This window comes from Amycolatopsis sp. NPDC049868, assembly GCF_044461365.1.
Classification (GTDB): domain Bacteria; phylum Actinomycetota; class Actinomycetes; order Mycobacteriales; family Pseudonocardiaceae; genus Amycolatopsis.
Map to the genome: position 1 here is coordinate 913509 of NZ_JBITKV010000003.1, position 26559 is coordinate 940067.

Below are 26559 nucleotides of genomic sequence, written 5' to 3' on the forward strand. Positions count from 1 at the left end.
TCCGGAATCCGTGCCCTGGGGGTGCACGGACGCCGGAGTGAGAGTCGTTTTTTCTGGTGGGTGCACAAGATCGTGCTGGATGTAGTACGCTGAGGCAGCCAAGGTTGATCGCCATCACGGCGAACCCTTGGCCTAGGCCTGTTGCCGGAGGTCGACCCCCAGGGCTTCCGGTGACAGGCCCCTTTACTTTCACCCCGCGCGGGTCAGGGCATCAGGGTGGCGGCCAGGGTGCCGCCCAATTCGAAACAGGCCTCGAGATCCGCTTTGCCCGGTTCGCCGGTGACGAGCACCGGTGAGGCCGCGCTTTCCCAGCCGAGGCCGGTCGTGATGGCCTCGATCCCGCGCACGGTGCCGGACGTGTCGTTGTTGCCGTGCACGAAGACCCCGAACGGCCGCCCCCGGGTGGAATCCAGGCACGGGTAATAGACGGTGTCGAAGAAGTGCTTCAGCGCGCCGGACATGTAGCCCAGATTCGCCGGGGTGCCGAGCAGGTAGCCGTCGGCGTCCAGGACGTCGGGCACGGTCGCGCCCAGCGCCGCGCGGCGCACGACGTCGACGCCCTCGATGTCCGGATGATTCGCGCCGGAGAGCACGGCTTCGAACATCGCCTGCGTCGAGGTCGACGGCGTGTGGTGGACGATCAGCAGCTTCGGCACGTCAGACCAGCCGGGACTCGATGTCGGTCCGGAGCGCGGCCAGCCGCGCGTCCGCGGCGGCCCGCGCCTCGGCGAGATCGCCGGTGACCGGCTCCTTGACCTGCAGGTACGCCTTCAGTTTCGGCTCGGTCCCGGACGGCCTGATGACGACACGCAGGCCCTCGCCGGTCAGGCGGAGGACGTCGGCGTCGGGCAGGAGGTCTTCCATCGTGACGCCGGTGCCGCCCAGCGCCGCCGGGGGTGTGGCGCGCAGGCCCGCCATCAGGCGCTCCCGCACCGAGAGATCGGTGACCCGCAGCGAGACCTGATCCGTCACGTGCACGCCGTGCTTCACGGCCAGCTCGTCGAGGACGTCCAGTGGCCCGCGGCCCGCCGCGCGCAGGGAAGCGGCCAGGCCCGCGGCGAGCACGGCGGCGGAGATACCGTCCTTGTCGCGCACGAAACCAGGATTCACGCAGAGGCCGAGCGCCTCTTCGTAAGCGAACACGAGCCCTTCGCCGGCGCGGACCAGCCATTTGAACCCGGTCAAAGTCTCCGCGTAGCGCGCCCCGAATTCCTTCGCGACCTCACCGAGCATCGACGACGACACGATCGTCGTGGCGACCAGCGGATCATTGGTGTCTACAGTGGACAGGACGTGCCAGCCGAGCAGGACGCCCGTTTCGTCCCCGCGCAGCATCCGCCACGAACCGTCCCGCTCGCGCACGCCCAGCGCGCAGCGATCGGCGTCGGGGTCGAGCGCGATCGCCAGATCGGCGTCGACCTCGGACGCCAACGCCAGCAAGAGATCCGTCGCGCCCGGTTCCTCCGGATTCGGGAAGGCGACCGTCGGGAAGTCCGGATCCGGCGTCGCCTGCTCGGCCACCAGATGGAGGTCTTCGAAACCGGCGCGCTCGAACGCGGCGCGCAAGGTCTCCGCGCCGACGCCGTGCAACGCCGTCGCGGCGACCTTGACCCCGCGTTCCCGGCCGCGCGGCAGCAGCGCGACCTTGGCGAGGTACGCGTCCCGGAGTTCGTCGCCCAGCACTTCGGCGCCGGGCTCGCGCGGCACGCTGATCGCCGGGGGAGCGGCTTCGATGGCCCGCTCGATCTGGCCGTCCGAAGGCGGGACGATCTGGCCGCCCGTCGCGTCGTAAAGCTTGTATCCGTTGTCCGCCGGGGGATTGTGCGACGCGGTGATCTGGATACCCGCCACCGCGCCGAGTTCCAGTACGGCGAACGCGAGCACCGGCGTGGGCAGCGGGCCGGGCAGCGTCTTCACCGCGAACCCGGCGGCCGTCAGCACCTCGGCGGCGGCCTTGGCGAAGGCCTCCGAACCATGCCGCGCGTCGCGGCCGACCACCACGACGCCGCCCGAATGTCCTTGTGCGGTCAGCCAGGCCGCGACGCCCGCCGTCGTCCGGGTGACGACCGCGACGTTCATCCCATTGGGGCCCGCGCGCACCGGGCCGCGCAGCCCGGCGGTGCCGAATTCGAGCGGTCCGGCCATCCGGTCCGCGAGCTCGTCCGCCGCACCGGCTTCGCCGCCCATCGCGCGGGCGAGGATGTTCTGCAGCTCGACGCGGGAATCGTCGTCCGGGTCGTCGGCGATCCAGCGGAACGCCCGATCCCGGAGATCCGAGGTCAAGGAAGTCGTCACCGAGTCAGCCTACGGGTACGTTGGAGAGGGTGCGATTGATCTTCACTTCTCTGGTGAGTCATGGTCATCTCTATCCCCTACTACCGCTCGCCGTCGCCGCTCGCGACGCCGGGCACGAGGTCGTGTTCGCCACCGGCGACGACATGCTGACGGTGGTCGAAAAGGCCGGTCTGGCAGTGGAAAGCGCCGGATTCGGGATGCGGGAGGCGTTCGAGACGATCGCCGGGCCCGACGCTCCCAAACCCCACGCCTCCGACGCTCCGCCCGAGTCGTTCCATCCCGTCATCGGCGAAGTGTTCGGAAATGTGCTGCCCCGCCGGTTCGTCGCCGATCTCACACCGGTGCTGGAGCGGCACCGGCCGGATCTCGTCGTCTACGAAAGCGGCAACGCCGGTGGCGCCATCGCCGCCCACCTCGCCGGGATTCCCGCGATCGGGCACGGTTTCGGCCGGTTCTCGCCGGATGACATCTTGGACGTCATCCAAGGACGCCTCGCGGAATTCATCGCGGAAGTCGGTTTGGCAGGTATGAGCCTGCCGTCCTTCGGCGATCCTGTCGTCGACATCTGCCCGGAATCGGTGCAATCGCCGGATTTCCTGGCCGGAGCGAACCGGATCCCGCTGCGTCCGGTCGGCTGGGCCGAACCGGGAGATCTCCCGGCGGGCGTGGTCGGCCGGGACAAGAGCCGTCCGCTCGTCTACCTCACCCTCGGGACCGCGTTCGGTGACGAAGACGTGTTGAAGCGGGCCATCGGCGGTCTGTCACGGCTCGACGCGGACGTCATCGTCGCGGCGGGCCCGACGGTGGATCCGGCGGCGCTGGGCGAAGTCCCCGGCAATGTCCGCGTCGAGGTTTGGGTGCCGCAGATCGATCTCCTGCCGCACGTCGACCTCGTGGTCCACCACGGCGGCAGCGGGACGACGCTGGGTGCCTTCGGCGCCGGGCTGCCGCAGCTGGTGCTGCCGCAGGGGGCGGATCAGTTCACGAACGCCGAGGCCGTCGTCGCGGCCGGGGTGGGCGCGCGGCTGATCGGTGCCGAAGCCGTCGAGGACGCCATTTTCGAGCAGGCGCGAAAGCTGCTCGCCGATGAGGCCGTTCTCGGTGCCGCGCGCCGGCTCGCCGACGAGGTCGCCGCGATGCCTTCGCCCGCGGAGGTCGCTCGGCGGCTTCCCGAGTTCGCCGGTTGAGAAGCGCCTCCTCGGATGTCATGAAAGGGTCGTTCAGGACGAAAGATGTCCTGAACGACCCTTTCATGACACTTCTCAGGCGCGGGAGACGAGTTCCTTGAGCAGGGTGCCCATGCGGGTGGCGGACTGGCGGCCCGCCTCCAGGACCTCTTCGTGGTTCAGCGGTTCCCCGGTCATCCCGGCCGCCAGGTTGGTCACCAGCGAAAGCCCGAACACCTCGACCCCGGCGGCGCGGGCGGCGATGGCCTCCAGCACCGTCGACATGCCGACGAGGTCGGCGCCGAGCGTCCGCAGCATGCGGATTTCCGCGGGCGTCTCGAAATGCGGTCCGGTGAGCCCCGCGTAGACGCCCTCCTCCAGCGAAGGGTCGATCTCGCGCGCGATGTCGCGCAGCCGCTTCGAGTACAGATCGGTCAGGTCGACGAAGTTCGCGCCGACGATCGGCGAGCGCGCGGTCAGGTTCAGGTGGTCGGAGATCAGCACCGGCTGCCCGACACGGAAGCCCTCGCGCAGGCCACCCGCGGCGTTGGTCAGCAGCACCGTCCCGGCGCCGGCCGCCGCGGCGGTGCGCACGTTGTGCACGACCGGGTCGATGCCCTTGCCCTCGTAGAAATGCGTGCGGCCCAGCAGGATCAGCGCGTGCTTCTCGCCCACGCGGACCGACCGGACGGTTCCCCCGTGCCCGACCGCGCCCGGCGCGGCGAATCCGGGCAGTTCGCCCAGCGGGATCTCCGCCTCGGGCTCCCCGATGACGTCCGCCGCCGGGCGCCAGCCCGAACCGAGCACGACGGCGATGTCGTGCTTCTCGACGCCGGTGCGTTCGGCGATGGCGGCGGCCGCCGCGACCTCGTTCTCACTCATGCGACGAGCGTATCCGGACGGTTCGCACGAGCAGGAACGCCACCAGCCCGAACGGCGACAGGAAGATCGTGAGCGCCAGGATCGGGCCGGTCACCAGCGGGTGGATCCGGTGCTCGCGGGATTCGAGGTACATCCAGCGCGCGATGAACAGGTCGAAGGCGATCAGATGCGCCCAGATCGTGGCCGCCCCGTACGGCGAGCCGGTGAACGCGCCGAGCACGCCGAGGTCCGGCCTGCTGACCGCCGTCCAGAGCTCGCCGAAATGCGCGATGGCGAGCACGAAGTACGGGATCAGCGGCAGCAGCGGCGTCCAGGGCGAGGACATGATCCGGCGGGTCCACGACCAGCCCGGCAGGAAGATCATCAGCAGCCAGAACGGCGTCGCCAGCGGGAAGGTCCAGGTGAACAGGGTTTCGACGCTCATCGCAGCGAGGCCTCCAGGTCCCTGTCCTTCGCCGGCCGCCCGATCGCGATCAGCCCGCTAAAGGCGACGCCCGCGGTCAGGAGGGCGAAGGCGGTGAGGGTCTGGGAGTCGGGGGCGACGATCGACTGGCCGCGCAGTGCCTGCCAGGTGAGCAACGCGAGCAGCCCCGCGTAGCCGACGCCGGCGATCACCACGAGCCGCAGGCGGAGGACGTCGTCGCGAAGCCGCGGGTAGCGCGCGGCCAGGACGCCGAGAGCGAGCGCGAGCAGCGGAAGCGCCTGAAGTCCGTGCAGGCCGAGGAAATGCGGGATCCGCAGGTCGCCGCCGACCGTGCTCCAGCCGAGGATCGGCAGGCCGGGGCCACCGTCGGGGAGGCCGACGGTGTGCGCGCCGATCATCGCGGACTGGCCGGTCGCGTCGAGCAGGGCCTGCTGGTCCGGGGTGGGGCCGCTCATCAGCGTCGCCAGCGAGATCCCGATCATGCCGAGGACCGCGCCGATCCTGGCCGCCCACGTCGTCGCGCGGTCGGGGAGCCGGGTGAACATGACGGCGATCGTCAGCACGAGGTTCACCACCCAGAGCACGGCGATCATCCCGCCCATGATCTGGAAGATCGTGTTGTCTAGCGGCGTCGCGTTGTTGAAGTGGCTCGCGCGGACGCGGGCGGCCTGGAAGATCACGAGTGCGTACTCGGCCCCGAAGATCACGACGAGCACGTTCGTCAGCCGGCTCGCGGTACGCCGGAACTTGGGCAGCAGGGAGACGAGCCAGCTCCAGGTGAAAAAGTACAGCGAGCCGGAAACGGCGAATTTGAACGGTTTCGCCCAGAGTGGCGCGCCTTCCAGCGTCCGCTGGTCGATCAGCAGGGCGAAAACGCACAGCACGGTGATCACGGCGAAGGCCTGCCCGCAGCGATACGAACCACGGTGCCAGGTGCGGGTTCTCTCGCGGAGATCGGTCAAGATGGTCATGGGTCCCTCCCAGAATAGATAGTCAAGCTCTCCGTTATGGGAAGCTAAACTATCCATCCTGAGAAGTCTTCAGGGAAGACCCTGGAACCGTCCCCGAGATCGGAGAGCTCACGCGTGCGGATGGCCGAACTGAGCGAGAAAACCGGGATCCCGGTCGCCACGATCAAGTACTACCTGCGGGAAGGACTGCTCCCGCCGGGCGAGCGGACCAGTCCCAACCAGGCGAAGTACGACGACGGGCACGTCCAGCGGATCAAGCTGATCAGGGCGCTGATGGACGTCGGCGGCCTTTCGCTCGCGACGGTCGGCGAGGTGCTCGCCGCGGTCGACGCCGGGCAGGCCAGCCCCCACCACGTCCTCGGTATCGCCCAGCAGGGCATCACGACCTCGAAGCGGGTCGTCGACGACGAAGCCCGCGAATGGGCGCTCGCCACGGTCCGTGACCTCGCCGACCGCCGTGGCTGGCCGTGCAAGGACGAAGACGACCTGGTCATCCAGGCCTTGGTCGGCGTCCTGTGCACGATCCGCGAGGTCGGGCACGGCTGGTATCTCGAGAAGCTCGACGCCTACGCCGAGATCGCCGACCGGACCGCCGACCTGGACCTCGAAGGGATCGCCGGGGTCGAGTCGCTGGAGCAGATCATCGAGATCGCCGTCGTGGAGACGGTTCTGGGCGACAGGCTGCTCTCGGTGTTGCGGAGGCTGGCGCAGCAGCGCGCGTCGAAGGCGTACTTCGCCCGGCTAGCCGTCGACGATGAACGACAGCGCGACCGGCTCGAAGATCCCGGTCTTCGCTGAGTTCTCCTGCTCGATGGTCGAGGTCACCGACAGGATCCACAGATCCGAGCCGCCGCTGAACAGGTCCATGTACGTCGTCCGCGTGATGCTCTCGTTCGTGGCGTCCCGGTTGCCGGCGGCGCGCTCGGTCGTCCGGTACGTGTACCGCTGGCTGTCCTCGCCCCGGCCGGGCACGGTGGTGGGCCCGCCGATGGGGGCGATCTCCGGATGCTGGCTCTTCAACCAGCTGAAGTAGGCGGGCGGCCGGCTCTCGGCCAGGAAACCGCTCAGCCGCTCGACCCGGATGGTCTGGCGGCCGTCGGGTGAGACGTACTGGACCACGGTGCTGGGCACACCCTTGGTGACGTGCGGGGCGACGAACTTCTGCCAGCCCTCCGGGACACCGAGGCTGAACCGGCCGCCCTTGAGGCCGTTCACCGTGCTGGCGTCACCCTGCTGAGTGATCAGTTTCGGCGGCGGCTGGGTGATGATCGTGTCGCCCTGCTGCACCTTCTCCGGCGGCCGCAGATCCTGTCCGCCGACGGTCCTCGCCAGCACGAACCCGCCGCCCGAGGCCAGCAGGAAGAGGACGACCGACGCGAGCGCCAGCACCACGGTGCCCGCCGTCGACCGGCCGGGCCGCCGAGGCGGCGGTGGCGTGACGGTCGGCATCGGCGCGAGTTCGACGGGAGGCGACGGCGCGGGCTGGTTCAGGAACGGCAGCGGGCCGGGATCGGCGGCGAGTTCGGAACTCGTGCCCTCGCCCGGCTTTTCCGGCGCGACCGGCTTGATCACCTGGGTGTCGGTGGCGTCCAGGTGCGCGGTGGTCTTCTTGCCGTCGGGCGTGTGGAACAGCTCGGCGGGGAAGAGATCGATGAGCGTCTTGGCCTGCAACGGGTACAGGCGGCGCCGCACCTCGCGCAGGGTGATCCGCTTCGACGGCTCCTTCTTCATGAGCGCGCCGATCACGTCGGCCAGCGGACCGGGGCCGGGCTTCGGCACCTTCCCGTTGACGACCTTGCCGACCGTTTCGAGCGGGTCGCCGTCGGCGTCGTACGGCGGCGAACCCTCGATGGCGGCGAACAGCGTCGCGCCGAGACCCCACAGATCGGCGGCGGGGACGACGGCGCCGCCGGAAGCGACTTCGGGCGCGATGTAGGCGGGCGAGCCCAGCATCATCCCGGTGCGGGTCATGGTGGCTTCGGAGACGTTGCGCGCGATGCCGAAGTCCGTGAGCTTGATCCGGCCGTCGCCCGCGACGAGGACGTTCCCCGGTTTGACGTCACGGTGGGTGATTCCGGCGGCGTGTGCGGCTTCGAGCGCGGACGCCACCGCGATGCCGACCGCCGCGGCCTGCTCGACCGTCAGCGGCCCGTGGTCGCGCAGGATATGCGCGAGGCTGCGCGACGGCAGCAGCTCCATCACCACGAACGGTTCGTCGTTCTCACGTGCGACGTCGTGCAGGATGATCACGTTCGGGTGGCTCAGGACGGCGATCGCGCGGGCTTCGCGCAGGGTCCGTTCGCGCAGTTCGTCGGCCTGTGACGCCGGGACGCCGGGCGGGAGGCGGACCTCTTTGACCGCGACGGGCCGGTGCAGGAACTCGTCGTAGGCCGACCAGACCGTGCCCATCGACCCTGATCCGATGACCGAGCGCAACCGATATCGCCCGGCGACTACACGCTTCTCATCGCCGGGACTCTCGCTGGACTCGGTGGTGTCGGACGGCACCGCCCAATTGTGTCGTATGCCCGTGTGGCGGACCTATGCGCCGTGCCCTGTCGGAGTGAACGGGCCGCCGGGACAGCGGTACCCGCGCGGAGCACTGTCGGGCGGTTAAGCGTGACTGGCGGGACGACACACGTGACTGACTGGACGACACACGTGATCAGACGGACGGAAGCCCGGCTGCGAGCGTGTCGTCCCTCCAATCACGCGTGTCGTCCATCTGAACACACGTGCCGTCCTGCCAGTCACGCGAAACCGCCACTCCCGACCAGCGCGGGCCGCCGGCCGCCGCCCCCTAAGCACCCCCTAGGCGCGACTAGCGTCACAGGTGGTGCCACTTGAGGGCCGTTAGCATCGATGGTTATGACGGAAGTGGCCGAAACGGAGTCAGTGCCGACCCCCGGAGAGCCCGAAGAGCTGGAGCTCGCGGCGGAGTTCCCGGAAGCGAGCCGGGACCAGTGGCGCGAGCTCGTCGCCGGCGTGCTGCGCAAGAGCGGCGCCATCGACGAGTCCTTCGACGGCCTGCCCGAAAGCAAGCTGGTCACGCGGACGTACGACGGCCTGGAGATCCAGCCGCTCTACACCGCCGAAGACACGGTCGAGGGGACAGGTTTCCCCGGTCTTCCGCCGTTCGTGAGAAGCGCCCGGCCCGAAGGCGCGGTGACGACCGGCTGGGATATCCGTGCCAGGTACGCGCGCCGCGACGCCAAGGCCACGAACGCCGCGATCCTCGCCGACCTCGAAGGCGGCGTCAGCTCGATCTGGCTGCGAGCCGGAGCGAACGGGGTCCCCGTCGCCGATCTGGGCGACGCGTTGAACGAGGTCTACGTCGATCTCGCGCCTGTCACCCTCGACGCGGGCGAAGAGTACGAGGCCGCCGCGAACGAGTTGTTCACGCTCTTCGCCGAGCGCGAGATCCCGGCGAGCGCGGTCACCGCGACCCTGGGTGCCGACCCGATCGGGTTGACCGCGCGCACCGGCACGGCGTATCCGCTCGCCCCCGCCGCGGAATTGGCGGCCCGCGTGGCCACCAGTCACCCGAAGGTGCGGACGATCGTCGCCGACGGCCTCCCGTTCCACGAGGCGGGCGGCTCGGACGCACAGGAGCTCGGCGCGGCCATCGCCGCGGGCGTCGCGTATCTGCGGGCGCTCACCGAAGCGGGGCTGGACGTCGACACCGCCGCCGGCCGGATCGAATTCCGGCTCGCCGCCACGGCCGACCAGTTCCTCACGATCGCCAAATTCCGCGCCGCGCGGCGCCTGTGGGCCCGCGTCACCGAGGTCTCCGGCGGCAAAGGCGCGGGGATGCGGCAGCACGCGGTCACCTCGCCCGCGATGCTGACCCAGCGCGACCCGTGGGTGAACATGCTGCGGACCACGCTCGCCTGTTTCGGCGCCGGGGTCGGCGGCGCGGACGCGATCACCGTGCTCCCGTTCGACGCCGCGATCGGCCAGCCGGACGCGTTCTCCGCGCGGATCGCGCGTAATACGCACGCCGTGCTGCTGGAGGAGTCCAAACTGGCCGGTGTCATCGACCCGGCGGGCGGCTCCTGGTACGTCGAGAACCTCACCGACGAGCTGGCCAAGGCCGCCTGGCGCGAATTCACCGCCATCGAGGCGACGGGCGGGATCGAGGCGGAACTGGCGTCCGGCGCGCTCGCCGCTCGGCTCGCCGAGACCTGGGAGAAGCGGTCGAAGCGGATCGGGACCCGTCGTGATCCGATCACCGGCGTCAGCGAATTCCCCAACCTGACGGAGAAAGCGGTCGTCCGCGACCCGCTCGACGACCTGCCGGGCGGCGGCCTGCCGCGCTACCGGTACGCCGGGGCCTTCGAGGCACTGCGAGACCGGGCGGACGCGCATCCCAGCCGTCCTCGTGTCTTCCTCGCCACGCTCGGCCCGGTCGCGGCGCATACCGCGCGGGCGAGTTTCGCGGCGAACCTGTTCCAGGCGGGCGGGATCGAGGCCGTGAACCCCGGCGCCCCCAAGGACATCCCAGCCGTCATCGCGGAATTCCGGGCCAGCGGAACGAAGATCGCCTGTCTCTGCGGAAGCAACACTTCCTACGCCGAAGAAGCGGACAGCGTCGCGAAGGCGTTGAAGGAAGCGGGCGCCACGTCGGTGCTCCTCGCCGGAAAACCCGGTGACCACCCCGATGTCACGGGCTACCTCTTCACGGGCTGCGACGCCCTGGAAATCCTGACCGGCACGTTGAACGAGCTCGGAGTGCAGTGATGACCATCCCGAACTTCGCCGGAATCGAACTCGGTTCTCCCGAACCGGCCGACCGTCCTCAGTGGACCGAAGCGCTGCAGGCCGCCACCGGCAAGGGCCCGGACGCCCTGGCCTGGGAGACGCCGGAGGGGATCGGCGTCAAGCCGGTGTACACGGCCGACGATCTGTCCGGAGTGGACTTCCTCGGCACGTATCCCGGTGTCGCGCCGTATCTGCGCGGCCCGTACCCGACGATGTACGTCAACCAGCCGTGGACCATCCGCCAGTACGCGGGTTTCTCCACCGCCGAGGAGTCGAACGCCTTCTACCGCCGCAACCTCGCCGCCGGGCAGAAGGGCCTTTCGGTCGCCTTCGACCTCGCGACACACCGCGGCTACGACTCCGACCACCCGCGCGTCGCCGGTGACGTCGGCATGGCGGGCGTCGCGATCGACTCGATCTACGACATGCGCCAGCTCTTCGACGGCATCCCGCTCGACAAGATGAGCGTTTCGATGACCATGAACGGCGCCGTCCTGCCGGTGCTCGCGCTGTACGTCGTCGCGGCCGAGGAACAGGGGGTCACGCCGGACAAGCTGGCCGGGACCATCCAGAACGACATCCTCAAGGAGTTCATGGTCCGCAACACCTACATCTACCCGCCGCAGCCGTCGATGCGGATCATTTCGGACATCTTCTCGTTCACGTCGCGGAACATGCCGAAGTACAACTCGATCTCCATCTCCGGCTACCACATGCAGGAAGCCGGGGCGACCGCCGACCTGGAGCTGGCGTACACGCTCGCGGACGGCGTCGAGTACATCCGCGCCGGGGTCGAGGCCGGGCTGGACGTCGACAAGTTCGCGCCGCGTCTGTCCTTCTTCTGGGCGATCGGGATGAACTTCTTCATGGAGGTCGCGAAACTCCGCGCCGCCCGCCTTCTGTGGGCGAAGCTGGTGAAGGGCTTCGAACCCAAGTCGTCGAAGTCCCTGTCGTTGAGGACGCACTCGCAGACCTCCGGCTGGTCGCTGACCGCGCAGGACGTCTACAACAACGTCGTCCGCACCTGCGTCGAGGCGATGGCGGCGACGCAGGGCCACACGCAGTCGTTGCACACCAACGCCCTCGACGAGGCCCTCGCGCTGCCGACGGACTTCTCCGCCCGCATCGCGCGGAACACCCAGCTCCTGCTGCAGCAGGAATCCGGCACCACACGCGTCATCGACCCGTGGGGCGGCAGCGCGTTCGTCGAGAAGCTGACCTACGACCTCGCACGCAAGGCGTGGGGGCACATCACCGAGGTCGAGCAGGCGGGCGGGATGGCCAAGGCGATCGACGCCGGTATCCCCAAGCTGCGCATCGAAGAGGCCGCGGCGCGGACTCAGGCGCGGATCGACTCCGGCCGCCAGCCGGTGATCGGCGTCAACAAGTACCAGGTCACCGACGACGAGCAGATCGACGTGCTCAAGGTCGACAACGCCGGCGTGCGCGCGCAGCAGCTGGAGAAGCTGCGGCGGCTGCGTGAAGAGCGCGACGAGGACGCCACGCAGGACGCGCTGCGGCGGCTCACCGCGGGCGCGGAGTCCGACGGGAACCTGCTCGCGCTCGCCATCGACGCCGCGAGGGCGAAGGCCACCGTCGGCGAGATCTCCGACTCGCTGGAGAAGATCTGGGGGCGCCACTCCGGTCAGATTCGTACGATCTCCGGTGTGTACCGCGAGGAGGTCGGCAAGACCGAGAACGTCGAGCAGGCGCGCGAACTGGTCGAGAAGTTCGCCGAGGAGGAAGGCCGCCGTCCCCGGATCCTGGTCGCGAAGATGGGCCAGGACGGCCACGACCGCGGCCAGAAGGTGATCGCGACCGGCTTCGCCGACATCGGTTTCGACGTCGACGTCGGCCCGCTGTTCTCCACGCCCGGCGAGGTCGCGCGGCAGGCGATCGAGGCGGACGTGCACGTGATCGGTGTTTCGTCGCTGGCCGCCGGGCACCTCTCGCTGGTGCCCGCGCTGCGCGCCGAACTCGCCGAGCAGGGCCGCGAGGACATCATCGTCGTGGTCGGCGGCGTCATCCCGCCGCAGGACTACGAGGAGCTGCGCGCGGCGGGCGCGGCGGCGATCTTCGGCCCCGGCACGGTGATCGCCGAGGCGGCGATCGACCTCATCGGACAGCTGACCGCCCAGGAGTCCTGAACCTTGGCGCGCAAGATCGACGTCGGGGCGCTGGCCAAAGGTGTCCTCGCGGGTGACCGCGGCCTGCTGTCGCGGGCGATCACGCTCGTCGAGTCGAACCGGGACGACCACCGGGCGCAGGCGCAGGAACTGCTGGTCGAGCTGCTCCCGCACGCGGGCGGCGCACGGCGCGTCGGCATCACCGGTGTCCCCGGTGTCGGCAAATCGACCTTCATCGACCAGCTCGGCACGGATCTGACCGAGGCCGGGCACAAGGTCGCCGTGCTGGCCGTCGACCCGTCGTCGACGCGGACCGGTGGTTCGATCCTTGGCGACAAGACCCGGATGGCGCGGCTCGCTGTGGACCCGAAGGCGTTCATCCGCCCTTCGCCGACCTCGGGCACGCTCGGCGGTGTCGCCCGGGCGACCCGCGAGACGATCGTGCTGATGGAAGCGGCCGGGTACGACATCGTGCTGGTCGAGACCGTCGGCGTCGGGCAGTCCGAGGTGACCGTCGCGAACATGGTCGACTGCTTCCTGTTCCTGACCCTGGCCCGCACCGGAGACCAGCTGCAGGGGATCAAGAAGGGCGTCCTCGAACTGGCGGACGTCATCGCGGTCAACAAGGCCGACGGCGACCACGAACGCGACGCGAAACGCGCGGCCCGCGAACTGGCGGGCGCGCTGCGGATGATCTACGGCCGCGACGCCGAGTGGACACCCCCGGTGCTGACCTGCAGCGCGCTCACCGATGTCGGACTCGACGAGGTCTGGGCCGAGATCGGCCGTCACCGTGACGTTCTGACCGCTTCGGGTGAACTGGACGAACGGCGACGACGGCAGCAGGTGGAGTGGACCTGGGCGATGGTCCGCGAACAGCTGCTCGGGCGGCTCGCGGCGCATCCGGACGTGCGAGCGGTCGTTCCGGACGTCGAACGGGCGGTACGGGACGGTGAGCTGACCCCGACGCTGGCCGCGCAACGGATTCTGGAGGCGTTCTCCGGTCCTCCGCGTGGCGGCTGACGCGGGAACCCGGCAGAGTGCAGAATCGGATCCGCGCTACGCCGACGAAAGGGAGTCATGCCGAAAAGGTCTCGTCTCGGGCAGCTGGCCGGGCTGGTCGCCGCCGGGCTGGTCGTCTGCGCGCCCGTCGCGCAGGCCGTTGAGATCCAGGCGCCCGCGCCGGTGATCATGCAGGCAGCGGCGGTGCAGGACGTGCTCGAGCAGGCGCCTCCGGGGCCGGTGCTCGACCCCGCCGAGACCGACAAGGCCAACAGCCAGGAGACCAAGAACAAGGTCATCGCGGGGATCGCCGCGGCCATCCTGCTCGGCTTGGTGATCCTCGGCCGCCGCTCCCGTTCCAAGAAGAAGAAGTCCTGAACCGCTACCCGTAAGTAGAAGGACTCTCCGCTTAGCCCGGGCCGAACTCTCGCAGCCGTTCATCGCAGATCCACTACCGGCCGTCTCCGCCTCGATCACTCGACGAGCGGCTTGTCATCTGCATGGTGCACGATCTATCGCAAATGCGTATCACAGATCGAACGGCACCCAGCGTGCCTTCAGCGACCACTCGTACGGTGGTAGACGAAGGTGACTGTGTTGCGGGAGGAGGTGCGGCGTGACGGTGCTCGATTCACGTCCGGACATTCCAGGCGACCCCGAGGGTCGCGTCGTTGCCCCTATAGAGGCGCCCACCGCGCTGATCTCCGAGGCCGGCGTCAGCATGGCACCTGTGCATGATCTGGGTGCCGGGCGTGGCCCCTTCTGGCTCGACGACTGGCTCCGCGCGAACGCCACCGACGTCGTCGCGTGGCGTCGTCGCATCCACGCGCACCCGGAGCTCTCCCGCCACGAGTTCGCCACGACCGAAATGGTCATGTCCCTGCTCCGCTCGGTGGGGCTCAAGCCATGGGTGCTGCCTTCGGGCACCGGCGTGGTGTGCGACATCGGCAGCGGCGACCGCTGCGTCGCGCTGCGCGCCGACATGGACGCCCTGCCGCTGACCGAGGCCACCGGGCTCCCGTATGCCTCCAAGACCGACGGCGCCGCGCATATGTGCGGGCACGACGCGCACACCGCGATCCTCCTGGGCGCCGCCCGGGCGCTGGCGGGCGCGCCGGAGCTGCCGGGCCGTGTACGGCTGATCTTCCAGCCCGCCGAGGAGGTCATGCCCGGCGGCGCGCTGGACATGATCGCCGCGGGCGCGATGGAAGGCGTCGAGCGGATCTACGGGCTGCACTGCGACCCGCGGCTAGAGGTCGGCAAGGTCGGGCTGCGCGTCGGCGCGCTGACCTCCGCCGCCGACCTCATCGAGCTGCGGCTCACGTCGCCGGGCGGGCACACCTCGCGGCCGCATCTGACCGCGGACCTGGTGCACGCGCTCGGCACCGTGATCACGTCGCTGCCCGCGGTCCTTTCGCGGCGCGTCGACCCGCGATCCGGGACCGTGCTGGTCTGGGGCGCGGTGCACGCCGGGCAGGCCGCCAACGCCGTCCCGCAGGACGGGGTGCTCCGCGGCACGCTGCGGACCGCGGACCACGAGGTCTGGACGATGCTGGAGCCGCTCGTCGCGGCTTCGGTGGAGTCGCTGCTCGCGCCGACCGGGGTCGGGTTCTCCCTCGACTATCGCCGCGGGGTGCCGCCGGTCGTCTCCGATCCGGAGTCGCACGCCCTGATGCGGGCCGGGGTCGAGGCCGCGCTGGGCGAGTCCGCCGTGGCCGGGACCGAGCAGTCGTCCGGTGGCGAGGACTTCGGGTGGTACCTGGAGCACGTCCAGGGCGCCTTCGCGCGTCTCGGTGTGTGGTCCGGCGAAGGCCCGATGGCCGACATCCACCGCCCGACCTTCACCCTCGACGAGCGTTCGCTCCTGTGCGGGGTCCGCACCCTGGTCCACACGGCTTTGGCCACCCTGGCCTGAGTTCCGCCCCTAATCACGCGAGTTCCGTCTTCAATCACGCGAGTTCCGCCCCTGTGCACGGATGTTCGCCCTAACGGGTCCGGACATCCGCGCACAGGGTTATCCACAGCCTGGGCCAGTTATCCACAGCTTGGGAATACGGGTCTTCCCAAGGCCGATCCGATCTTCGATCCTCGAAGACGTGATCAACTGGGGAGGACGTCATGGGGTGGTCTCGCGTAGTGAGGCCGACAGGATCTTGGGGCGGAGAGCCGTCCTCGAAGGCTTGGCGCGCGGTGCGCTGGCGCAGCCGTGGCGAGGCGTGGTCGTCCACGCCGCGGATCTGCTCAAGCTGCCGACTCTGGCGCAGGCGGCACTGCTCGCGATCGGGCCGCCCGCAGCGCTGTCCGGTGTCACTTCTCTTGCCCTGCATGGGATTTCGGCTGTGGAAGGCACCACGGTCCACCTGACCGTCCCGTACTCGAGACGGGTCGGATCGAGGTCGGGGCTCGTGGTGCACAGGGCGGAATTTCACCCGTCCGATATCGTCGAACTGGACGAACTTCCCGTGTTCTCGGTGGATCGCGCGCTGGCCGATCACCTCTGCGACGGCGACGAGCGAACAGCGTTCGCCGCACTCGACGAGGCCATGCACAACCTCGCGCCGGACCATCGGGCGGTCCTGCACGCCAACGTCCGGGATCGCCTTCTCGACCGTCGCGACCGGCGAGGTATCCACAGGGCCCAGATGCTGCTCGCGCTCGCGACGGGCGAGGCCGAATCGCCGTCGGAGAGCATCCTTCGCTTGATCGTCGTGGAGGCCGGGCTGCCGGTGCCGGTCGCCCAGTACGAGATCGGCACCATCGATGGACGGAAGCTCTACGTCCTCGACCTCGCGTGGCCTGAGCTGCGTATCGCCCTGGAGTACGACGGCTACGCCGCTCACGAGGGCAGGCAGGACTACGACGCGGCGCGGGACGCCCGGATGGCGGCGCGCGGATGGATCACGGTTCGTGCGAAGGCGGCCGACCTGCGGGATCCGCGACGGTTGCTGGCCGAGTTGCGGGGCGCCTTCGAGCGTCGCACGGCGCGACTCGCGTGATTGGAGCCGGAACTTGCGTGATTGGGGGCGCGACTCGCGTGATTGGAGGCGGAACTCGCGGGGTCAGCCGGAGATGCCCTGGCAGGGGCGGGTGCGGAGGGCGTCGACGTAGTCGGCGGGCGCCCCGGCGGCCTCGGCCGCGTCGGCCAGCACGCCGAGGTAGCGCGCCGACGGGAGACCGCCCTCGTAGGCGTCCAGGACGTACAGCCACGCCAGCACGGAGCCGTCCATGGTCTGCACGCGGAGCCGGATCTTGGAGTGGATGCCCAGCTCGCCGCCTTCCCAGCGGTCGAGATTGGGCTCGTCCAGCGAGGTGACGTCGTACAACACCACGAAGACCCGGGAGCCCGGGTCTTCGACGATGGTCGCCAGCGCGCCTTCCCAGCCGAGGTCCTCGCCGCCGAAGGTCAGCCTCCAGCCCTCCAGCCAGCCGGTGCCGGCCATGGGCGAGTGAGGAGCACGCTCCAACATCTGGGAGGGCTCCATATTGGATCCATACGCGGCATACAACGGCACGGCCACAGCCTAGCGACCCAGCGGTCACCCGGCTGGACGCACATGCCGTGTCCGGCCACTCAATCCGCCCAACGGTCGCCCGCGTACGGTAAACGCAGTCACAGACACCGCTGCGAGGAGGAGACCAGTGACCAAGATCGTGATCATGGGCGGAGGCCCCGCCGGTTACGAAGCGGCACTGGTCGCGGCCCAGCACGGAGCCGACGTCACCATCGTCGAACGCGACGGTCTCGGCGGCGCGTGCGTGCTCTACGACTGTGTGCCGTCGAAGACGTTCATCGCCTCTTCCGGCGCGCTCGCGAACATGCACGACCTCCGTGAGCTCGGCATCAACACCGACATGGCCGACACCAGCGTCGACCTGCCGACCGTCCACGGCCGCGTGAAGGGCCTCGCGCTCGCGCAGTCCGCCGACATCCGCGCCCGTGTCCAGCGCGAGGGCGTCCGCGTCGTCATCGGCCAGGCGCGCTTCGACGACGACGAGGCCGGGCTCGCCACGCACAAGGTCGCCGTCACCGCCCCCGACGGCTCGACCGAGGTGCTCGACGCCGACGTCGTCCTCATCTCGACCGGCGCCACGCCGCGGGTGCTGCCCGGCGCCGTGCCGGACGGCGAGCGCATCCTCGACTGGCGTCAGCTCTACGACCTGCGCGAGCTTCCCGAGCACCTGGCCGTCATCGGTTCGGGTGTCACCGGCGCCGAGTTCGCCTCGGCCTACACCGAGATGGGCGTCAAGGTCACCGTCGTGTCCAGCCGCGACCGCGTGCTTCCGCACGAGGACGCCGACGCCGCCGCCGTGCTCGAAGAGGTCTTCTCCCAGCGCGGCACCACGGTCGTCAAGCAGGCCCGCGCCGACAAGGTCGAGCGCACCGAAAAGGGCGTCGAGATCCACCTCTCCGACGGCCGCGTGATCGAAGCCAGCCACGCGCTGATGACCGTCGGTTCGGTGCCCAACACCACCGACATCGGCCTGGAGAAGGTCGGCATCGAGCCCGGCCCCGGCGGCTTCATCGGCGTCGACCGCGTTTCCCGCACCAGCGCGCCCGGTATCTACGCCGCCGGCGACTGCACCGGGGTGCTCATGCTCGCTTCCGTGGCCAGCATGCAGGGCCGCATCGCGATGTGGCACGCGCTCGGCGAGGGTGTCGCGCCGATCAAGCTCAAGACCGTCGCCGCCAACGTGTTCACCCACCCCGAGATCGCGACCGTCGGCATCAGCCAGCAGGCGATCGACTCGGGTGAGGTGCCCGCCCGCACCATCATGCTCCCGCTCGCGACGAACGCCCGCGCGAAGATGGAAGGCCTGCGACGCGGTTTCGTGAAGCTGTTCTGCCGCCCCGCCACCGGCGTGGTCGTCGGTGGGGTGGTCGTGGCGCCGACGGCGAGCGAACTCATCCTTCCCATCGCGCTCGCCGTCCAGAACCAGCTCACAGTGGAACACCTGGCACTGACATTTTCGGTGTACCCGTCGCTGTCGGGGTCGATCACGGAGGCGGGCCGTCAGCTAATGCGGCACGACGACTTGGACTGATCTCCGTCGGCCGAGCAACCTTCGCGGGGGTGCCCGCGTCTAGCGCATGTCGGTGTTTCGTTGACAGCTAGGGGTTTTTCGTGATTCGCAGGGTGCTCGCCGGAGTGGTGGCGATCGGTGCGGCGGTGCTGGCGGGGCCGGCGACCGGCTTCGCTCAGCAACCCCAGCCGGATCCCGGTGTCACCGTGCAGCTCAACGACGACACGGCCTATGAACTCGGGCTCGTCAACAAGTACGTGCACGGTGACGCCAACGTGGCGCTGGCGCAATGCCCCGGCGGAGACGGCATGAAGGCGCCGACGTCGACGACGTTCTCTTCGCCGGTGCTGACCATCGGGAAGTACGACTTCGGCCCGCTCATCGGGGTCCCGGCGAATGTCAGCGCCGACGTCGAACTCAAGGCGGGCACGGCGCCGGGTAGCTACCCGCTGACCGTCAACTGCAACGGAAAGTCTTATACGGCAACGTTTTCCGTTCCGCCCCGGCAGGTGAGTGCGGTACCCGCCGGTGGCGCTCGTGCCGGTGACGGCAGCATGGCGTCCTGACTTCGTCTTTTCGAGCCGCCCTCGGACCAGTTCCGCGGCGGGCGGAGAGGTGAGCCTCCTTCTGGTCCTTTGCGGCCAGGTGGGATGGAGGATGGATGGACCATCAGTCCGGCACACCTCAGAATCAGAGGCATGAATCCGACCCTCCTGGCAGCGTTGATCGCTGCGACGGCCACGGCTGCCGGATGGATCGTCAACAGTGCACTGACAAACCGGGCAGAGCTGAGGCGGAGACGGGCGGAGGCACGGCTCACGCACGTAGAACGGCAGCTGGAGCAGCTCTATGGGCCGCTTCTGTTCTTAGTGAAAGAGGGGCGTTCAGCGTGGCACGACTTCTGCGACACACTCGGGCGCAACGTCGTGTTCCTGGATGGCAAGCCGCTCAGCGACAAGGAGAAGGCAAGCTGGTTGTTCTGGGTGGACCATGAGTTCATGCCGCGTAACGAGGCGATCCAGAGTCTTTTGTCGTCGAATACACACCTTATTGCGGGCGATCAGATGCCAGACTCCTTCATGGCATTCATCGAGCACCACAACGCCTGGCGCGTGACGCATCTGCGGTGGAAGAAGGACGAGGTGCCGTATTCGTGGCACTCCAAGGTGGACTGGCCGATGGATTTCGAGACGGACGTGATCGAATCCTACGAACGGCTCAAGAACTTGCAGATCCAGATGGCAGGCTTGGTGAGAGGCGTGGAGGCCTGACTGTCCACGGCGCCGTCCCGGTCGCGAATTCGGCGCGCCGGCAGAGCAGCGCGATGGGTCGCGTACTGGCCGGACCTGATCCTTTTCGATTTTCGTCCACTTTTCAGAGGTAATCCAAAGAAGCTCACATTTATGCTCGCTGTCGGCTTCCTTCTCCCCCCCGCTGGGGGCACCGGCGATCGCGACCATTTCGTGACCCGGGCGGGCAACCGTCCGGCCGCGTGTGGCGTTTGCCAGGTGTGGGGTGAACGGCGAGCCCCCGGAGGTGAACGTGAAAGCGAACTGGTCGCGGGGGCGACGGGCGCCGCTGGTGCTCGCGGCCGTCCTGCTGGCCGTCTTGGCGACGCTGGCGATCGTCCTGTCCGGTCCGCGGGAGACCGGCCAGGCCGCACCTCCGGCGAGCGCGGAGCGGACCGAGGTGCCGGTGGCGCCGGGCGAGGAACCGGAGGCCGAGCCGGGCGGTGGGATGCCGAAGGCCGATCCGGTGTCGATCGACGTGCCGAAGATCGAGGCGAAGTCCAGCCTGATCCCGCTCGGGCTCAACGCGGACAACACCATCGAGGTGCCGCCGGTGACCCGGCCGTTGCAGGCGGGCTGGTACGTGAACGGTCCGACCCCGGGGGAGGTCGGGCCGTCGGTGATCCTCGGGCACGTGGACGGGAACAAGCAGAAGGGCATCTTCTTCCGGCTGAAGGAACTGGCGCCCGGCGACAAGGTCTCGGTCGCCCGCAAGGACGGCACGACGGCCGAGTTCGCGGTCACGAAGGTCGAGCGGGTCGCGAAGGACAAGTTCCCCACCGACGCCGTCTACGGCGACACCACCGAACCGGAACTGCGGCTCATCACCTGCGGCGGGGTCTTCGACAAGGCGTCACGCAACTATCTCGACAACATCATCGTTTTCGCCCGGTTGATCGCGAGGTGAGTTCCATGATCCGATCCGCTTTGGTGCTGGCGTGCGGGGTCGCACTGGTCGCCCCGGCCGTCGCGTACGCGCAAGACACCCCGTCCACGAGCCGGAAGGCGGATCCGTACCCGTTCCTCGGGCTTTCGCCTCGGCAGGCGGCCGCGGGGGAGGAGATCCTGGTCTCGGTCGGTTGCCCGGTCGGCGAACTGGGTGAGGTGAAGTCGAAGGTACTCGATCACATCGGCGAATTCACGGTGACCAACGAGGTTCCGGTGATCCAGGGGGCCGTCGCGCACATCGACGCCGAGGCGCGGCCCGCGTTCTACGCGATCACGGCGATCTGCAAGACCACGACGATCACGGCGAACCTCCAGGTCGTGCCGGACAAGACGCCGACCTCGTCGAGTAAGCCGAAGCCGACTGTGCTGCCGAAGCCTTCTTCGCCGGGGAAACCGGCTTCGGGCCGTCAGGTTTCGAAGATTCCGGTGGGGGCGCCGCAGACCGGGGGCGGGGCGCTTTCTCTCCTGGGTGGCCAGGACGGTTCTATTGCGGGGTAAGGCAAAGGTTGTGACACGCGATCGCAGACGGCCACGAGCCGACCGTCCACCGCACCGCCACCTTTGCCCATACCACTCACGAGCGTTTCGTCGCCGAAGGCAACCGATTCCCTTTCCCGCTGGTGTTCTCGATGCGAGGGCTCGCAGTGAGGGAGAAAGATCATGGGAATGAAGGGAATCGTCGCGGGCGCAGGTTTGCTCGCGATGACGGCGGGAGTGCTCCTCGCTCCTCAGGCGTCGGCGACCGCGCCGCCGCCGAAACTGTCGGTCAGCCCGTCGAAGGTCGCGCCGGGGCAGGCGCTGGAATTCACGGCGAGTTGCCATGGCACGCGCACCGCGGTGACGTCGGCCGGTTTGACCGGTCCGGTCACGCTCCAGGCCCGGCCGGGCTCGGGTGACCAGGCGCCGTACATCGGGCACGGAAAGGCCGCGGGGAAGACCGGCAAGTTCAAGGCGAGTTTCCGTTGTGACGGCGGGCCGAACCTGCCCGCCGCCAGTGGGACGGCGACCGTCGAGTTCGAGATCGCCTGCCCGCCGACGACGTCCACCACGCCCACCAAACCGCCGTCGAGCAGCAAGCCCCCGTCCAGCAGTCAGCCGCCGTCGAGCAGCGCGCCGTCCAGCAGCGCGCCGTCGTCGAGCTCGGCACGGGTCGTCCCGGCCGCGTTGACGAAGCCGTGCGGCACGCCGGGCAAGACACCACAGGTGAAGGTCACGCCCGCCGGTGCTCCGCAAACCGGCGGTGGCGCTTTCGGCTAGCCCACTTGGCGCATTTAGTCCTCTGAATGCGCCAAGCGCGTGAAGGCCCCCTTCCCTCGGCTGAGCCGAGGGAAGGGGGCCTTCACGCGCGAAACGACAGGTCAGTCTTCGTCGACCCAGTCGAAGGTCTTCGTGACCGCCTTCTTCCAGTTCCGGTACTCCGACTCGCGGCGGGCCTCGTCCATCGACGGGTCCCACTGCTTGTCCTGCGCCCAGTTGTTGCGGATGTCGTCCTCGCTCTTCCAGAAGCCCACGGCGAGACCGGCCGCGTATGCCGCGCCGAGCGCGGTGGTCTCGTTGACCACCGGCCGGATCACCGGCACGCCGAGGATGTCGGCCTGGAACTGCATGAGCAGCTCGTTGACGACCATGCCGCCGTCGACCTTCAGCGACTTCAGCGGGACACCGGAGTCGGCGTTCATCGCGTCGATCACCTCGCGCGACTGGAAGGCCGTCGCCTCCAGGACCGCCCGTGCGATATGCCCCTTGTTGACGAACCGGGTGAGGCCGACGATCGCGCCGCGGGCGTCGGAGCGCCAGTACGGCGCGAAGAGCCCCGAGAACGCCGGCACGAAGTACGCGCCACCGTTGTCCTCGACGGTGCGGGCGTGCTGCTCGACCTCGGCCGCCGAACTGATCAGGCCGAGGTTGTCCCGCAGCCACTGCACGAGCGAACCGGTGACCGCGATCGAGCCTTCGAGCGCGTACACGGTGTCGTTCGAGCCGATCTTGTAGCAGACCGTGGTGAGCAGCCCGTTGTCCGACATGACCTTTTCGGTGCCGGTGTTGAGCAGCATGAAGTTGCCGGTGCCGTAGGTGTTCTTCGCTTCACCCGGCGAGAGGCACGCCTGTCCGAAGGTCGCCGCCTGCTGGTCGCCCAGGATGCCCGAGATCGGGACGCCGGCCAGCGCGCCCTTCTCCCGGACCTTGCCGTAGGTCTCCGACGACGACCGGATCTCCGGGAGCATCGACAGCGGGATCGTCATCTCTTCGGCGATCTCGGCGTCCCAGGCCAGCGTGTCGAGGTCCATCAGCATGGTCCGCGACGCGTTCGTCGGATCGGTGACGTGCACGCCGCCGTCGACTCCGCCGGTCATGTTCCACAGCACCCAGGTGTCCATGTTGCCGAAGATCAGATCCCCGGCTTCGGCCTTCGCGCGGGCGCCGTCAACGTTGTCGAGGATCCACTTGATCTTCGGCCCGGAGAAGTAGGTCGCCAGCGGCAGGCCCACCTTCGCGCGGTAGCGCTCCTGCCCGCCGCCGAGCGCCCCCAGATCGCTGACGATCTTGTCGGTGCGCGTGTCCTGCCACACGATCGCGTTGTACACCGGCTTGCCGGTGGTGCGGTCCCAGACCAGCGTGGTCTCGCGCTGGTTGGTGATGCCGACCGCGACGATGTCGCTCGCGACCAGGTCCCCCTTGGCCAGCGCGCCCGCGGCGACGGCCCGCGTGTTCTCCCAGATCTCCTCGGCGTTGTGCTCGACCCAGCCCGCCTTCGGGAAGATCTGCTCGTGCTCCCGCTGGTCTACGGCGACCACCCGGCCGGAGTGGTCGAAGATCATGCAGCGGGTCGACGTGGTGCCCTGGTCGATCGCGGCTACGTACGAAGTCATCGAAAACTCCAGTCTCAGGTGAGGTTGTGGACGGCGAGGAAGAGCAGGGCGGCCAGGGCACCGCCGACCAGCGGGCCGGCGACCGGGACCCAGGAGTAACCCCAGTTCGGGTTGGCCTTGTTCTTGATGGGCAGCAGGAACGCGTACGCGATGCGGGGGCCGAGGTCTCGGGCCGGGTTGATGGCGTAACCGGTCGGGCCACCGAGGGACTGGCCGATGACCAGCACGACGAACGCTACACCCGCGTAGCCGAGCGCGGAGTTGCCGAAGTTCGGCGTGCCGCCCTCACCCGTGGCGTTGGCGTAGACCGGGCTGAGCAGGATCCACGCGACCAGTACGAAGGTGCCGATGATCTCGGTGACGAGGTTCCACGCCTTGTTCGGGATCTGCGGCGCGGTCGAGAAGATGCCGAGCGTCTCGTCGCGCTGCGGGTGGTCGTCGAACTGCAGCTTGTAGGCGGCCCAGCAGAGCACGGCGCCGAGGATCGCGCCGACCATCTGCCCGGCGAAGTAGATCGGGACGTCCGCCCACTTCGTCTTGTCCGCGATGGCGAGGCCCAGTGTCACCGCGGGGTTCAGGTGCGCGCCGCTCGGCGCGGCGATGCTCGCACCGGCGAAGACCGCGAACGCCCACCCGAAGGTGATCATCACGACGCCACCGTTGTGACCGTTGTTCTTCCGCAACACGTGGTTGGCGACCACGCCGTTACCCAACAGGATCAGGACCGCCGTTCCCAGCAGTTCCCAGACGAATATGGCTCCTGCACTCACCGCTTGACCTCCACTTTGGACATTCCGCGCAGGGTCGAACACGGTGTGCTACGGCGCCCTTGCCGACCCACGTCCGTGGCACGTTACCGTCGCGTATTTGTTCCTTCCAGGCGCTGCGTGAACCAATCCTTCCAAGATCGACGAGGGTTACGCCACACGTGTCACCCGCATAACGGACCGGTCGCGGCCGATCGTGCGATGCTGGAGCCACAGCGGCACAAGGAGGAATGTCACGTGGCAAGCTCTCAGCGCGAAGCCGAAAACAGCCCCGCCAGGCTGGGACCGCTCAAGCGGGAAGAGTCTTGGCAGCGGCTGGGTGAGGACAAGTTCGACCTCGTCGTCATCGGCGGCGGAGTGGTCGGGGCGGGCACGGCGCTCGACGCCGCGACACGCGGCCTGCGGGTCGCCCTCGTCGAAGCGCGCGACCTCGCCTCGGGCACGTCGAGCCGGTCCAGCAAGCTCTTCCACGGCGGGCTCCGCTACCTCGAACAGCTGGAATTCGGTCTGGTGCGGGAGGCTCTGCGGGAACGCGAGCTGATGCTGACCACGATCGCCCCGCATCTGGTGAAGCCGGTCAGCTTCCTGTACCCGCTGACCCACCGGATCTGGGAGCGTCCGTACACCGCGGCCGGCCTGCTGATGTACGACACGATGGGTGGCGCGCGGTCGGTCCCCGGCCAGAAACACCTGAGCCGCGCGGGTGCGCTGCGGATGGTCCCGGCGCTGAAGCGATCCGCGTTGATCGGCGGGATCCGTTACTACGACGCGCAATCCGACGACGCGCGGCACACGATGACCGTCGCCCGCACCGCCGCGCACTACGGCGCCGTCGTGCGCACTTCCACCCAGGTGGTCGGCTTCCTCCGCGAGGCCGACCGCATTTCCGGTGTCCGCGTGCGCGACGTCGAGGACGGCCGCGAGACCGAGATCCACGCGTCCGCGGTGGTCAACTGCACCGGCGTGTGGACCGACGAACTGCAGCGCCTTTCCGGTGGCCGCGGCCGGTTCCGCGTGCGGGCGAGCAAGGGCGTGCACATCGTCGTCCCGCGCGACCGGATCGTCTCGGAATCGGGCATGATCCTGCGCACCGAGAAGTCCGTGCTGTTCGTCATCCCGTGGCGCAACCACTGGATCGTCGGGACCACCGACACCGACTGGAACCTCGACCTCGCGCATCCCGCCGCGACCAAGCACGACATCGACTACCTCCTCGAACACGTCAACACCGTGCTCGCGACACCGCTCACGCACGACGACATCGAAGGCGTCTACGCGGGGCTCCGGCCTTTGCTCGCCGGGGAAAGCGAAGAGACGTCGAAGCTTTCACGTGAGCACGCGGTCGCGCGTGTCGCGCCGGGACTGGTCGCGATCGCGGGCGGCAAGTACACGACGTACCGGGTGATGGCGGCCGACGCCGTCGACGCCGCGGCCGTCGACCTTCCGGGCAGGCCGCAGTCGTCCATCACGGACAAGGTGCCGCTGCTCGGCGCCGACGGCTACCACGCGCTGGTGAACCAGGCCGACCACTTGGCCAGCGAGCACGGGCTGCACCCGTACCGCGTGCGTCACCTGCTCGACCGGTACGGCTCGATGGTGCACGAGGTCCTCGCGCTCGGCGAAGGACGGCCGGAGCTGCTGAAGCCGCTGGAGCACGCTCCGGACTACCTCGGTGTCGAGGTCGTCTACGCGGCCAGCCACGAGGGCGCGCTTCACCTGGAAGACGTGCTCGCTCGCCGGACGCGGATCTCGATCGAGTACGCGCACCGCGGCGTCGACTGCGCCGCGCAGGTCGCGACGCTGGTCGGCGAAGTGCTCGGCTGGTCGAAGGACGAGGAGAAGCGCGAAGTCGAGGTGTACAAGGCGCGGGTCGACGCGGAACGGGAGTCCCAGTCGCAGCCGAGCGACGAGGCCGCCGACGCGTTGCGCTCCGCGGCACCGGAAGCACGCTCGGGGATCATCGAACCGGTGAGTTGATCGCTGCCGCCGTCCGGTGTGCCACGCGCGCAGAGATCGTTGCCCGATCCGGTGAATCT

24 protein-coding genes are annotated in these 26559 nt (G+C 68.9%); 15 read left to right on the forward strand and 9 right to left on the reverse strand.

Going from position 1 to position 26559, the window contains the following annotated elements; genetic code table 11:
• Positions 1–203 precede the first annotated feature (203 nt).
• Positions 204–656 carry a flavodoxin family protein gene (locus tag ACIBTM_RS17990; RefSeq protein WP_395877842.1) on the reverse strand — a complete coding sequence of 151 codons (453 nt, stop codon included), beginning with the start codon at positions 654–656 and terminating at the stop codon, positions 204–206.
• Position 657: 1 nt separating this feature from the next.
• On the reverse strand, positions 658–2295 hold the full coding sequence (locus ACIBTM_RS17995) for a phospho-sugar mutase (protein ID WP_395877844.1): 1638 nt from the start codon (positions 2293–2295) through the stop codon (positions 658–660).
• A 29-nt stretch (positions 2296–2324) separates the two neighbouring features.
• On the opposite strand from ACIBTM_RS17995, the gene ACIBTM_RS18000 reads away from it, so the two are divergent.
• A complete protein-coding gene (locus ACIBTM_RS18000) occupies positions 2325–3482 on the forward strand; it encodes a glycosyltransferase (RefSeq protein WP_395877846.1) in 1158 nt (385 codons plus the stop codon).
• A gap of 75 nt (positions 3483–3557) precedes the next feature.
• Here ACIBTM_RS18000 and ACIBTM_RS18005 read toward each other — a convergent pair whose 3' ends face one another.
• The 3 genes from ACIBTM_RS18005 to ACIBTM_RS18015 are packed head-to-tail and all read right to left on the reverse strand — an operon-like array spanning position 3558 to position 5738.
• Entirely contained in the window at positions 3558–4343 is a 786-nt protein-coding gene (locus ACIBTM_RS18005; protein WP_395877848.1) for a purine-nucleoside phosphorylase, read from the reverse strand.
• Entirely contained in the window at positions 4336–4767 is a 432-nt protein-coding gene (locus ACIBTM_RS18010) for an ABA4-like family protein (RefSeq protein ID WP_395877850.1), read from the reverse strand. Before ACIBTM_RS18010 ends, ACIBTM_RS18005 begins: the two co-directional genes overlap by 8 nt.
• On the reverse strand, positions 4764–5738 hold the full coding sequence (locus ACIBTM_RS18015) for a hypothetical protein (RefSeq protein ID WP_395877852.1): 975 nt from the start codon (positions 5736–5738) through the stop codon (positions 4764–4766). Before ACIBTM_RS18015 ends, ACIBTM_RS18010 begins: the two co-directional genes overlap by 4 nt.
• Positions 5739–5858: 120 nt before the next feature.
• Between ACIBTM_RS18015 and ACIBTM_RS18020 the strand changes: the two genes are divergently transcribed.
• Positions 5859–6536: a MerR family transcriptional regulator gene (locus tag ACIBTM_RS18020; protein ID WP_395877854.1), complete on the forward strand. Its 678-nt coding sequence runs from the start codon at positions 5859–5861 to the stop codon at positions 6534–6536.
• Here ACIBTM_RS18020 and ACIBTM_RS18025 read toward each other — a convergent pair.
• Positions 6480–8246 (reverse strand): serine/threonine-protein kinase, encoded by a 1767-nt coding sequence (locus ACIBTM_RS18025; RefSeq protein WP_395877856.1) that lies wholly within the window; start codon positions 8244–8246, stop codon positions 6480–6482. The two genes, ACIBTM_RS18020 and ACIBTM_RS18025, sit on opposite strands and share 57 nt — an antisense overlap.
• 360 nt (positions 8247–8606) lie before the next feature.
• On the opposite strand from ACIBTM_RS18025, the gene ACIBTM_RS18030 reads away from it, so the two are divergent.
• The 6 genes from ACIBTM_RS18030 to ACIBTM_RS18055 all read left to right on the forward strand — a co-directional run bounded on the left by ACIBTM_RS18030 (position 8607) and on the right by ACIBTM_RS18055 (position 16623).
• Positions 8607–10478: a methylmalonyl-CoA mutase family protein gene (locus ACIBTM_RS18030; protein ID WP_395877858.1), complete on the forward strand. Its 1872-nt coding sequence runs from the start codon at positions 8607–8609 to the stop codon at positions 10476–10478.
• Positions 10478–12646, forward strand: a complete 2169-nt coding sequence (gene scpA / locus ACIBTM_RS18035; RefSeq protein ID WP_395877860.1) for a methylmalonyl-CoA mutase — start codon at positions 10478–10480, stop codon at positions 12644–12646. The genes ACIBTM_RS18030 and scpA overlap by 1 nt, the downstream gene beginning before the upstream one ends.
• Positions 12647–12649: 3 nt before the next feature.
• The gene (gene meaB / locus ACIBTM_RS18040; protein WP_395877862.1) at positions 12650–13648 is read left to right on the forward strand and encodes a methylmalonyl Co-A mutase-associated GTPase MeaB; all 999 of its coding nucleotides are present in this window, start codon (positions 12650–12652) and stop codon (positions 13646–13648) included.
• Positions 13649–13705: 57 nt separating this feature from the next.
• Positions 13706–14005: a hypothetical protein gene (locus ACIBTM_RS18045; protein WP_395877864.1), complete on the forward strand. Its 300-nt coding sequence runs from the start codon at positions 13706–13708 to the stop codon at positions 14003–14005.
• A 238-nt stretch (positions 14006–14243) separates the two neighbouring features.
• Positions 14244–15542, forward strand: coding sequence for an amidohydrolase (locus ACIBTM_RS18050; protein WP_395877866.1), 1299 nt, complete (start codon positions 14244–14246; stop codon positions 15540–15542).
• A 238-nt stretch (positions 15543–15780) separates the two neighbouring features.
• Positions 15781–16623 carry a DUF559 domain-containing protein gene (locus ACIBTM_RS18055; protein WP_395878114.1) on the forward strand — a complete coding sequence of 281 codons (843 nt, stop codon included), beginning with the start codon at positions 15781–15783 and terminating at the stop codon, positions 16621–16623.
• 63 nt (positions 16624–16686) lie between these two features.
• Here ACIBTM_RS18055 and ACIBTM_RS18060 read toward each other — a convergent pair whose 3' ends face one another.
• Positions 16687–17139: a gamma-glutamylcyclotransferase gene (locus ACIBTM_RS18060; protein ID WP_185927259.1), complete on the reverse strand. Its 453-nt coding sequence runs from the start codon at positions 17137–17139 to the stop codon at positions 16687–16689.
• Between the two features lie 127 nt (positions 17140–17266).
• On the opposite strand from ACIBTM_RS18060, the gene ACIBTM_RS18065 reads away from it, so the two are divergent.
• The 6 genes from ACIBTM_RS18065 (at position 17267) to ACIBTM_RS18090 (ending at position 22143) form a co-directional block, all read left to right on the forward strand.
• Positions 17267–18670, forward strand: coding sequence for an NAD(P)H-quinone dehydrogenase (locus ACIBTM_RS18065; RefSeq protein WP_350573194.1), 1404 nt, complete (start codon positions 17267–17269; stop codon positions 18668–18670).
• Between the two features lie 80 nt (positions 18671–18750).
• Positions 18751–19215 carry a hypothetical protein gene (locus ACIBTM_RS18070; RefSeq protein ID WP_395877869.1) on the forward strand — a complete coding sequence of 155 codons (465 nt, stop codon included), beginning with the start codon at positions 18751–18753 and terminating at the stop codon, positions 19213–19215.
• Positions 19216–19347: 132 nt separating this feature from the next.
• Positions 19348–19920 (forward strand): hypothetical protein, encoded by a 573-nt coding sequence (locus ACIBTM_RS18075; protein ID WP_395877871.1) that lies wholly within the window; start codon positions 19348–19350, stop codon positions 19918–19920.
• Between the two features lie 271 nt (positions 19921–20191).
• Positions 20192–20845 carry a class F sortase gene (locus ACIBTM_RS18080; protein WP_395878116.1) on the forward strand — a complete coding sequence of 218 codons (654 nt, stop codon included), beginning with the start codon at positions 20192–20194 and terminating at the stop codon, positions 20843–20845.
• Between the two features lie 5 nt (positions 20846–20850).
• Complete coding sequence (locus tag ACIBTM_RS18085) at positions 20851–21384, forward strand: hypothetical protein (RefSeq protein WP_395877873.1); 534 nt, start codon at positions 20851–20853, stop codon at positions 21382–21384.
• Between the two features lie 162 nt (positions 21385–21546).
• Positions 21547–22143 (forward strand): hypothetical protein, encoded by a 597-nt coding sequence (locus tag ACIBTM_RS18090; RefSeq protein WP_395877875.1) that lies wholly within the window; start codon positions 21547–21549, stop codon positions 22141–22143.
• A 101-nt stretch (positions 22144–22244) separates the two neighbouring features.
• Here the strand turns inward: ACIBTM_RS18090 and glpK are convergent, their stop codons facing one another.
• Complete coding sequence (gene glpK / locus ACIBTM_RS18095; protein WP_395877877.1) at positions 22245–23756, reverse strand: glycerol kinase GlpK; 1512 nt, start codon at positions 23754–23756, stop codon at positions 22245–22247.
• 14 nt (positions 23757–23770) lie between these two features.
• A complete protein-coding gene (locus tag ACIBTM_RS18100) occupies positions 23771–24526 on the reverse strand; it encodes an MIP/aquaporin family protein (protein ID WP_395877879.1) in 756 nt (251 codons plus the stop codon).
• A gap of 234 nt (positions 24527–24760) precedes the next feature.
• Between ACIBTM_RS18100 and ACIBTM_RS18105 the strand changes: the two genes are divergently transcribed.
• Complete coding sequence (locus tag ACIBTM_RS18105) at positions 24761–26500, forward strand: glycerol-3-phosphate dehydrogenase/oxidase (RefSeq protein ID WP_052120197.1); 1740 nt, start codon at positions 24761–24763, stop codon at positions 26498–26500.
• The last annotated feature ends 59 nt before the right edge of the window (positions 26501–26559 follow it).

Coding starts and splice junctions, on each gene's coding strand:
- ACIBTM_RS18005 (WP_395877848.1), bottom strand. CDS start 4,343: ATGAGTGAGAACGAGGTCGCGGCGGCCGCCGCCATCGCCGAACGCACC.
- ACIBTM_RS18010 (WP_395877850.1), bottom strand. CDS start 4,767: ATGAGCGTCGAAACCCTGTTCACCTGGACCTTCCCGCTGGCGACGCCG.
- ACIBTM_RS18015 (WP_395877852.1), bottom strand. CDS start 5,738: ATGACCATCTTGACCGATCTCCGCGAGAGAACCCGCACCTGGCACCGT.
- ACIBTM_RS18020 (WP_395877854.1), top strand. CDS start 5,859: ATGGCCGAACTGAGCGAGAAAACCGGGATCCCGGTCGCCACGATCAAG.
- ACIBTM_RS18030 (WP_395877858.1), top strand. CDS start 8,607: ATGACGGAAGTGGCCGAAACGGAGTCAGTGCCGACCCCCGGAGAGCCC.
- scpA (WP_395877860.1), top strand. CDS start 10,478: ATGACCATCCCGAACTTCGCCGGAATCGAACTCGGTTCTCCCGAACCG.
- ACIBTM_RS18045 (WP_395877864.1), top strand. CDS start 13,706: ATGCCGAAAAGGTCTCGTCTCGGGCAGCTGGCCGGGCTGGTCGCCGCC.
- ACIBTM_RS18075 (WP_395877871.1), top strand. CDS start 19,348: ATGAATCCGACCCTCCTGGCAGCGTTGATCGCTGCGACGGCCACGGCT.
- ACIBTM_RS18085 (WP_395877873.1), top strand. CDS start 20,851: ATGATCCGATCCGCTTTGGTGCTGGCGTGCGGGGTCGCACTGGTCGCC.
- ACIBTM_RS18090 (WP_395877875.1), top strand. CDS start 21,547: ATGGGAATGAAGGGAATCGTCGCGGGCGCAGGTTTGCTCGCGATGACG.
- glpK (WP_395877877.1), bottom strand. CDS start 23,756: ATGACTTCGTACGTAGCCGCGATCGACCAGGGCACCACGTCGACCCGC.